The 8,460-nt window shown below is 67.6% G+C and carries 8 protein-coding genes; 1 reads left to right on the forward strand and 7 read right to left on the reverse strand.

All coding sequences use genetic code 11. The features are described 5' to 3' along the window. Positions 1 to 24 precede the first annotated feature (24 nt). Entirely contained in the window at positions 25 to 639 is a 615-nt protein-coding gene (locus tag AC1RR5_RS26445) for a hypothetical protein (protein WP_492926709.1), read from the forward strand. Here the strand turns inward: AC1RR5_RS26445 and alr are convergent. The 7 genes from alr to rpsF all read right to left on the reverse strand — a co-directional run bounded on the left by alr (position 636) and on the right by rpsF (position 8,174). Beyond that, entirely contained in the window at positions 636 to 1,712 is a 1,077-nt protein-coding gene (gene alr, locus AC1RR5_RS26450; RefSeq protein ID WP_492926711.1) for an alanine racemase, read from the reverse strand. The two genes, AC1RR5_RS26445 and alr, sit on opposite strands and share 4 nt — an antisense overlap. 39 nt (positions 1,713 to 1,751) lie before the next feature. Beyond that, a complete protein-coding gene (locus tag AC1RR5_RS26455) occupies positions 1,752 to 2,438 on the reverse strand; it encodes a MarC family protein (protein ID WP_492926713.1) in 687 nt (228 codons plus the stop codon). A 68-nt stretch (positions 2,439 to 2,506) separates the two neighbouring features. After that, positions 2,507 to 4,033 carry a replicative DNA helicase gene (locus AC1RR5_RS26460; protein ID WP_492926715.1) on the reverse strand — a complete coding sequence of 509 codons (1,527 nt, stop codon included), beginning with the start codon at positions 4,031 to 4,033 and terminating at the stop codon, positions 2,507 to 2,509. Positions 4,034 to 4,246: 213 nt separating this feature from the next. Beyond that, positions 4,247 to 6,697 carry a TonB-dependent receptor plug domain-containing protein gene (locus AC1RR5_RS26465; protein ID WP_492926717.1) on the reverse strand — a complete coding sequence of 817 codons (2,451 nt, stop codon included), beginning with the start codon at positions 6,695 to 6,697 and terminating at the stop codon, positions 4,247 to 4,249. A gap of 196 nt (positions 6,698 to 6,893) precedes the next feature. Then, positions 6,894 to 7,478 (reverse strand): 50S ribosomal protein L9, encoded by a 585-nt coding sequence (rplI, locus tag AC1RR5_RS26470; protein WP_492926719.1) that lies wholly within the window; start codon positions 7,476 to 7,478, stop codon positions 6,894 to 6,896. A gap of 13 nt (positions 7,479 to 7,491) precedes the next feature. Beyond that, positions 7,492 to 7,773 (reverse strand): 30S ribosomal protein S18, encoded by a 282-nt coding sequence (gene rpsR / locus AC1RR5_RS26475; RefSeq protein ID WP_172271605.1) that lies wholly within the window; start codon positions 7,771 to 7,773, stop codon positions 7,492 to 7,494. A gap of 14 nt (positions 7,774 to 7,787) precedes the next feature. Then, positions 7,788 to 8,174, reverse strand: coding sequence for a 30S ribosomal protein S6 (gene rpsF / locus AC1RR5_RS26480; RefSeq protein ID WP_454716438.1), 387 nt, complete (start codon positions 8,172 to 8,174; stop codon positions 7,788 to 7,790). Positions 8,175 to 8,460: the final 286 nt, after the last annotated feature.

The following is an 8,460-nucleotide window of genomic DNA, read 5'->3' on the forward strand; positions in this document are numbered from 1 at the left end:
AGGGTGGCAGGCACGGAGGAGCTCATGGCTGGGAGCAAGGCGTGGCGTTGGGGCGTGGCGGTGGCCGTCGTGATGGCGCTGGCCGGCTGCGGCCGTGAAGGCGAGCGGCGCGCATCCGGTCCGGTCGAGGTCAATGGCAAGTCGGTCGACCTTCGTGAGCTGGAGAAAGAGTCCGAGCGCGCCGACAAGGCGGCCCAGAAGGGTACGCAGGCGCTGAACCCCGCCGGCCTGAAGGATCTTCTGCCGGCCAGTGTCGGCGGCTTCGCGCGCGGCGCAGTAGCCGCGACGACCGGCCCCGAACCCAACATGACCAAGGCCAGCGCGCGCTACGTGAAGGGCACCTCGGCCTTCGTGTTGGAGGTCACCGACCTGGGCGCGATCGGCAGCGTCGGGGCTTCCGACGACGCCCAAGGCGCGTCGAGCACGCGGCGCACGGCGACGGGCTACGAGACCACCACCACGGCGGGCGGGCGCATGGTCACCGAGGCCTGGGATACCGACTCCAAGTCCGGCCGCTACAGCATCGTGGCCGCCGACCGGTTCGCGGTCTCCGCCGAGGGCTCGGCGGATAATGTCCATGTGCTGAAAGCGGCGGCGGAGACGGTCAACGCCGCTCGGTTGCGGGCCCTGGCGGGCTAGCCGACCACAACCGTGCGGGCGCGCGGCGCGATGCGGGTCAGCAGTTCATAGGCCGAGGTGCCGGCGGCGCTGGCGGCGTCGTCGATCGGCAGGTTGGGACCAAACAGCTCGATCATCGCGCCGGGACGAGCTGCGTCGCAGTCGGTGATCTCGACGGCGATCAGGTCCATGGATACGCGGCCCAGCAGGCGGCGACGCGCGCCGTCGAACCAGGCCTGGCCGTTGGGATGGCTGGCGCGCAGCACGCCGTCGGCATAGCCGGCCGCGACGATGGCCACGCGGGTGGTGTCGGGCGCGGTCCAATCGGCGCCGTAGCCGACGGTCTCGCCGCGCGGCACGACGCGGACCTGCAGGATCGGCGCTTCCACCGTGGCGACGGCGCGGATCTCGGGATGCGGCACGCCTTCGGGACCGCCGCCATAGAGGCTGATGCCCGGCCGCGCCTGGTCGAAACGATAGCCCTCGCCCAGGAACAGGCCGGCGGAGTTGGAGAGGCTGCGGCGCGCGTTCGGCAGCAGGGCGGCAGCCTCCTGGAAGCGCTCCAGCTGGCTCTGATTCAGCGGATGGCTGGGGACGTCGGCGCAGGCCAGGTGGCTGATGACCAGCTCGAGGTCCAAGCGCTTGAGGCGATCGAACGCCCCGACCAGCACCTTCACTTCCTCAGGACGCAGGCCCAGGCGGTTCATGCCGGTGTCGATGTGCAGCGCCGCCTTCAGCCGGCCGGCGCGCGCCTGGGCGTTCCAGGCCTCGATCTGCGGCAGGCTGTTGAGCACGGGCGTAAGGTTCGCGCCCTCCAGCGTGTCGCCCGAGCCCGGCGTGGCGCCGTCCAGGACGTAGATCGTCGCGTCGCGGTCGCCCAGCGCCTGGCGCAGGGCCACGCCTTCGGACAGGCGGGCGACATAGAAGGTCCGCGCGCCCTCGGCCCACAGCCGGTCGGCGATGGGGCCCGCGCCCAGGCCATAGCCGTCGGCCTTCACCGCCGGCGCCAGTTCCACGCCGCCGGCGCGTTTGCTCAGCGCCGCGTAGTTGGCGGCCAGGGCGTCCAGGTCGAGGGTCAGGCGGGCTTCGGTCACCGGCTTCGCGTAGCGGACGCGGCCTTTGGGTTCAACGGTCTAACCGTGGTGCGTGGTCATGAACTTGCCCACCAGGCTCTCGGCGCCCGAGGCGATGATCTGCACGCCGATGCACAGCAACAGGAAGGCGACCAGTCGCGACAGCACGCGGGCGCCGGACGGGCCCAGCAGGCGCATGACCCGGCCCGAGGCGCTGTAAAACAGCCAGACCATGATCGCGACCACGGCGGCCGCCAGGCCCGCGCCGAGGAAGAACGGCGCCACGGCCGCGCCCTCGGTCGGGCGCTGCGAGGACAGCGCGATGGCCACCGAGATCGAGCCAGGGCCGGTCGTGAACGGCATGGTCAGCGGGAAGAAGGCCACGTCCTCGTGGCTCTGGACCGGCTCGGCCTGGCTGGTCTTGCGGTCCTCGTGCTCCTGCGGGTCCATCAGCAGGCCCCAGGCGCGGATGGCCACGACTAGGCCGCCGGCCACCCGCAGGGCGCCCAGGCTGACGCCGAAGAAGTTGAGGATGTAGCCGCCCAGCAGCAGCGAGCCCAGCAGCACCAGGAAGGCGTAGAAGCCGATCTGCCGCGCCAGCTTGCGCCGCTCGCCGCGGCTGCGGCCGCCCATCGCCTGGTCGAAGATCAGCGAGGCCCCGACCGGATTGACGATCGAGAACAGCGCCGGAAACGCCAGCAGGAAGGCGCCGACCAGGCTGGAGGTGGGCAGGGGGCTGAAGTCCATGTGACTCGTCGGCTAGAGCAGCGGAGCGCCGACCGTGGCCGTCGAGCCTTCGTTCGTCAAACCCGCGCCTATTCGTCCGACGGAATGTTCCGCGCCTGGGCGAAGTAGTGGTCGCGGGCCAGATTTCCGAAGCGGGTGGTGTCGCTGTTGAACGACAGCCGTACGGTGCCGATGGGGCCGTGACGCTGCTTGGCGATGATCACCTCGGCCAGGCCGTGCAGGCGGTCCATGTCCTCCTGCCATTGCAGGTGTTCGGGCGTGCCTTCGCGCGGCTCGGCGCGGCCCACATAGTAGGCCTCGCGGTACACGAACCACACCATGTCGGCGTCCTGTTCGATCGAGCCCGATTCCCGAAGGTCGGAGAGCTGGGGCCGCTTGTCGTCACGCTGTTCGACCTGACGCGACAGCTGCGAGAGGGCGATGACCGGGCAGGCCAGTTCCTTGGCCAGGGCCTTGAGGCCCATGGTGATCTGCGAGACTTCCTGCACGCGGCTGGCGTTGGACGACAGGTCCGAGCCGGTGACCAGCTGGAGGTAGTCGACCACGACCAGATCCAGGCCGTGCTGGCGCTTGAGGCGACGGGCGCGGGCGGTCAGCTTGGCGATCGAGATACCGCCGGTGGCGTCGATGAACAGCGGCGCTTCCTGCAGCTCCATGGCCGCGTCGCGCACGCGCCCGAACTCCGAGGCGTCGATCTCGCCCTTACGCAGCTTGTCGCCCGACACGCCCGACGCGTCGGCCAGCATACGCAGGGCCAGCTGCTCGGCGCTCATTTCCAGCGAATAGAAGGCCACGACGCCGCCCTGGACGGTCTTCTTGGTGCCGTCGGGCTGGATCTCGTAGGCGTATTTCTTGGCGATGTTGAAGGCGATGTTGGTCGCCAGCGCGGTCTTGCCCATCGACGGACGGCCGGCCAGGACGATCAAGTCGGAAGGGTGCAGACCACCGATCTTCTGATCGAGGTCCATCAGGTCGGTCGAGACGCCGGACATGCCGCCGTCGCGGCTGTAGGCTTCGGCGGTCATCTCGACGGCGCCGCGCAGGGCGTCGCCGAACGACACGAAGCCCGACGAGGCGGTGCCGCTTTCGGCCAGGCTGTACAGCTGCTGTTCGGCCTGCTCGATCTGGTCGCGGGCTGGCTTCTTCTCGTCGTCCTTGCCGATGCCGCTGTGGGCGGTCGTGGCGATGTCGCCGCCGATGCGGATCAGCTCGCGGCGCAGCGAGAGGTCGAAGATCACGCGGGCATAGTCGCCGGCGTTGGCCGCCGGCGGGGCGCGGTCGACCAGGTCGGCCAGGTAGCGCAGGCCGCCCAGCTCCTCGAACGCGGCGTCCTTCTTGAACTCGTCGGCCAGCAGGATCGGCTCGGCCAGCTGGCCCTTGCGGACGTGGGTCTCGATCGCCTGGAACAGCCGCTGGTGGAACGGCTCGTAGAAGCAGCGCGCCTGCAGGCTGTCGGTCAGCCGCTCGTAGGCGGCGTTGTCGTACAGCAGCACCCCGAGCAGCGCCTGCTCGGCTTCCATGTTGTGCGGAGCCACGTTGATGACGGGCTCGGGAAGATGGGAAGGGACGAGGTCGAGCGCGGGCACGAGAGACATCGGGGGATCTTAACGCCAGGCGACTTTTGACGCCCGTTCCGATGATGCGGAAGGGCCAGATGAACGGGGATATTCTGTGTATGTTCCGGAGGGTGGAATGTGCAAGCGCACGCGCCCTGGGTGGCGTCCGTTTCTGACGTAATCAGGAAAAGAAAGGGCGCGGAGATTGCTCTCCGCGCCCAAACGTTTGCGGGCCGTGAGGCCTGTGGATAACTACCAGTTGATCGCGAGGCGCGCGTAGACGAAGCGGCCGTTGAAGCCGAACGGCGAGAAGCTGGAGAACGGGTTGCCGCCGCTGGTGTTCAGGTTCGGCGGCACCTGGTCGGGGTACTGGTCGAACAGGTTGTCCGCGCCGACCGAGACGGTGGCGTGCTCGCCGAAGCGGTAGCGGCCTTCCAGGTCCACGATGCCCTGGTTGCCCGTGCGCCAGTCGCCGCTGCCGTCGGCGATGGTGCCGGGCGACAGGACGTTGCCGTAGAAGGTGGTGCGCAGGGTGGCGCCGAAGCGGTCCTTGCTCCAGTCGCCTTGCAGCGAGACCTTGGTGCGCGGCGTGCCCTTCTCGAAGCGCAGGGTGGCCTGGCGCGCGAACAGGGTCACCGGCGTCGGCAGCACGGTGGTGGTCGGGGTGCGCTGGACGTTGAAGTCGTTGACGTTGGCCGCGGCCGTCAGGTCGAACGTGCCGGCCTGCTCGTCGACGATCCGGTAGCGCGCCACCACGTCGATACCCTTGGTCTTGGTGTCGACGCCGTTGGTGAAGTAGCGCGCCGCAGAGGCCCCGTAAGGCGCCAGCAGGTCGAAGATCACCCGGGCGTTGGTGCCCACCGCCGCCGTGGCCGAGCCCGTCAGGGTCTCGGTCAGGACGATGCGGTTGTCGACGTCGATCTGGTAGGCGTCGACCGTCAGCTCGAAGGCGCCCTTGTGGTAGACCGCGCCCAGCGAGAAGTTCTTGGACTTCTCGGGCTCCAGCGGCTTGCCGCCCAGGGCCGTGCCGACCTGGCTCAGCGAGGGATAGGTGCCGGTCTCGAACGGCACCGCCGTCGTCACGCCGCCGACGATCTGGTTGATGTACAGGATCGAGGTCGAGGTGAAGTACTGCTGCTGCAGGCTCGGGGCCCGGAAGCCGGTCGAGGCGGCGCCACGGATGGCGAACGCGTCGGTGAAGTCGTAGCGACCCGACAGCTTCCAGCTCGTGTTGGTGCCGAAGTCCGAATAGTCCTCGTAGCGGATGGCGGCCGAGCCGGTCAGCTTCTCGGTGATCTTGCCTTCCAGGTCGAGATAGACGCCGACGGCGTCACGATCGACGTCGACCGCGTTGCTGGGCGTGAAGCCCGTAAAGCCGCGCGAGCCGAACGACAGGGACGGGGATACCGTGCCGCGTGCGTACGAGGCCACTTCGCCGGCGTTGATCTGGAAGGTCTCGCGGCGGGCTTCCAGGCCGAAGGCGACGTTCAGCGGACCGGCCAGGCCGACCTCGAACTCGCGGCTGGCGTCCAGGCCGAACACGATCTGGTCGTAGGTCAGGCCGCCGGCCTTGAAGCTGGTCGGCGAGGTCGGGCCGTACGACGGGTTGATGGTGTTCTTGACCCCGAAGTCGAGGTCGTTCTTGCCGTAGACGACGTTGGTGTCCAGCTTCCAGCCAGCCAGTTCGCCGCGCAGGCCGACGGCGGCGGTGACGTCCTCGTTGTTGGTCGTGATCAGCGGCAGGTAGCCGTTGGGATAGACGCTGGGGATGTTCTGGCTGGCGTCGGTGGGCAGGCGATAGGTGGCCGAAGCCTCGGCGTCGCGCTGCTGATAGCCGTACCAGCCATAGGCTTCCCAGTTGTCGCCGATCGGCTTTCCGGCATTGGCGTAGAAGCTGACCTGCTCGACCTCGGGATCGCCGAAGCGCGAGGTGACGCGTTGCGGGGTCACGCGGGTGTCGGTGTCGGAGCGGTTGGTGAAGTCGCGGTCCACATACTCGGCCGACAGCGTCAGGAAGCCGTCCGAGCCCAACTTCAGGCCCTGCCAGCCGGCGACCGTCTTGGTCACGCCGTCGCGGCGCTTCTGCTTCTGGCCGGTCTGCAGGCCGTCGAAGCTGGTGATGTACTTGCCGGTCGTGACCGTGACGCCGCCGCCGTGATCGGCTTCGCGCAGGCGCAGGTTGACGACGCCGGCGATGGCGTCTGAGCCGTACTGGGCCGCGGCGCCGTCACGCAGGACTTCGATGCGGTCAAGGGCGACCGATGGAATGGCGTTCAGGTCGACGGCGGCCGAGCCGCGGCCCACCGAGCCGTTCAGATTGACCAGGGCCGTGGTGTGGCGGCGGGTGCCGTTGACCAGCACCAGGGTCTGGTCCGGGCCCTGGCCGCGCAGGACGGCGGGGCGGACCGAGTCGGTGCCGTCGGTGTTGGACGGACGCGGGAAGTTGATCGACGGCACCGTGGCGGCCAGGGCGGCGGCCAGTTCGGTGCTACCGCGCTGTTGCAGCGTCTTGGCGGTGACCACGTCGACCGGCGCCAGGCTGTCCAGGCGCGAGCGACCGGCGGTGCGGGTGCCGGTGACGATGATCTCTTCGACATTGGTGTTGGCGTCGTCGCCGCCAGCGGGGGCGGCGGTCTGGGCGTGGGCCGTGGCGGCGAAGGCCGTCAGTGAAGCGGCGGCCAGCAGCAGGCTTCTATAGCGCATTGAGATATCCCCTCTCATTTTCTCGGGGATGCCGGCCATTCGGCCTTACGCCCCCGAAGGGGTTTCAACCCCTACCGCGAACATGGGATTTGACACTTATGCGTACAAGCTAAGCATTTCTGCGCGATCGTGCAGAAAAAAACGGCGCGGATTGCTCCGCGCCGTTTCTCGATAAAACCTCTGATCCCGGAAGGGACTAGGCTTCGTAGTGGTCGCCTTCGAACGAGCCGGCGCCGCCTTCCGCCATGTCTTGGGCGGCTTCGGCTTCGGCTGCGCGATCTTCCTCGAACTGCGAGTTGATCACGTTCTCGCCGCGCGCTTGGCGCTCGGCTTCGTCAGCGCTGCGCGCGATGTTGAGGGTGACCGTGACGGTCACTTCAGCGTGCAGCTTCACCTTCACTTCGTGGACGCCCAGCGTCTTGATCGGCTTGTCCAGCACGATCATCGAGCGGTCGACCTTGCCGCCTTCAGCCTTGATGGCGTCGGCGACGTCGCGGCCCGCGACCGAACCGTACAGCTGGCCGCTTTCGCCAGCCTGACGGATCAGGACGTACTGGGTGCCGTCCAGCGATTCACCGTTCTTGCCGGCGGCTTCGCGGTTACGGACGTTGCGAGCTTCGATCTCGGCGCGTTGCGCTTCGAAGGTCGCTTCGTTGGCCTTGGTGGCGCGCAGGGCCTTGTGACGCGGCAGCAGGAAGTTACGGGCGAAGCCGTCCTTCACGGTGACCACGTCGCCCAGGACGCCGGTGCCTTCAACGCGTTCGAGCAGAATGACTTTCATCGTGGTGTCTCCCTTACTTCACGACGTAGGGGAGCAGAGCCAGGAAGCGGGCGCGCTTGATGGCCTTGGCCAGTTCGCGTTGCTTCTTGGCCGACACCGCGGTGATGCGCGACGGGACGATCTTGCCGCGTTCCGAGACGTAACGCTGCAGCAGCTTCACGTCCTTGTAGTCGATCTTCGGCGCGTTGGCGCCCGAGAACGGGCAAACCTTGCGGCGACGGAAGAACGGGCGGCGAGCGCCGCCAGCGGCGGCGGCCGGAGCGGCGCCGGCTTCGGGAGCAGTCGTATCGGTCATGATCTATTTCTCCCTTACGCTTGGGCTTGCGCTTGCGGCGCAAAGTCTTCGCGCGGGCGTTCCGCACGATCAGGACGATCGCGACGGGCCAGAACCGGCGACAGTTCCAGGTCCAGCTCTTCGACGCGGATCGTCATGAAGCGCAGAACGTCTTCATTGATCAGCAGCTGGCGCTCCATTTCCTTCACGGCCGGCGCCGGGGCGTCGATCGCGAGCAGGGAATAGTGGCCCTTGCGGTTCTTCTTGATGCGGTAGGTGAGGTTGCGAAGGCCCCAGTACTCGATCTTGGCGATGTGGCCGCCATTTTCTTCGATGAGGGTCTTCAGTTGCTCGTTCAGAGCTTCGGCCTGTTGCGGCGAGATATCCTGCCGCGCGATGACCACGTGTTCGTAGAACGCCATGTTTTCCTTCTTCCGTTGTGGAAGGCGGCGTGGTCATCGGCGGAAGTCCGACGTCCACGATGGATCCTGCACACCGAGCGGGGAAAACCCCGGTCCCGGATGGGTGCGTGCAAGACCGCCTTCCGTGAGAACGCGCGCTATTACAGAAGACACGGCTGAAAGGCAAGGCGGCATTGACGCTTGCGGCCTGAGGTTGAGCGGGCCTAGAGCTAGACCTTATCGACATTCAGCGCATCCAGATCATGGCGGCGGCGAGGTGAATGAAGCCGAGGAAGTGAACGGTTCT

It is taken from the genome of Caulobacter sp. GW821-FHT11E11, from assembly GCF_058808315.1.

What these genes read in the sequence shown, in the direction of transcription:
- AC1RR5_RS26445 (WP_492926709.1), top strand. Translation starts at nt 25, where the DNA reads ATGGCTGGGAGCAAGGCGTGGCGTTGGGGCGTGGCGGTGGCCGTCGTG.
- AC1RR5_RS26455 (WP_492926713.1), bottom strand. Translation starts at nt 2,438, where the DNA reads ATGGACTTCAGCCCCCTGCCCACCTCCAGCCTGGTCGGCGCCTTCCTG.
- AC1RR5_RS26460 (WP_492926715.1), bottom strand. Translation starts at nt 4,033, where the DNA reads ATGTCTCTCGTGCCCGCGCTCGACCTCGTCCCTTCCCATCTTCCCGAG.
- AC1RR5_RS26465 (WP_492926717.1), bottom strand. Translation starts at nt 6,697, where the DNA reads ATGCGCTATAGAAGCCTGCTGCTGGCCGCCGCTTCACTGACGGCCTTC.
- rplI (WP_492926719.1), bottom strand. Translation starts at nt 7,478, where the DNA reads ATGAAAGTCATTCTGCTCGAACGCGTTGAAGGCACCGGCGTCCTGGGC.
- rpsR (WP_172271605.1), bottom strand. Translation starts at nt 7,773, where the DNA reads ATGACCGATACGACTGCTCCCGAAGCCGGCGCCGCTCCGGCCGCCGCC.
- rpsF (WP_454716438.1), bottom strand. Translation starts at nt 8,174, where the DNA reads ATGGCGTTCTACGAACACGTGGTCATCGCGCGGCAGGATATCTCGCCG.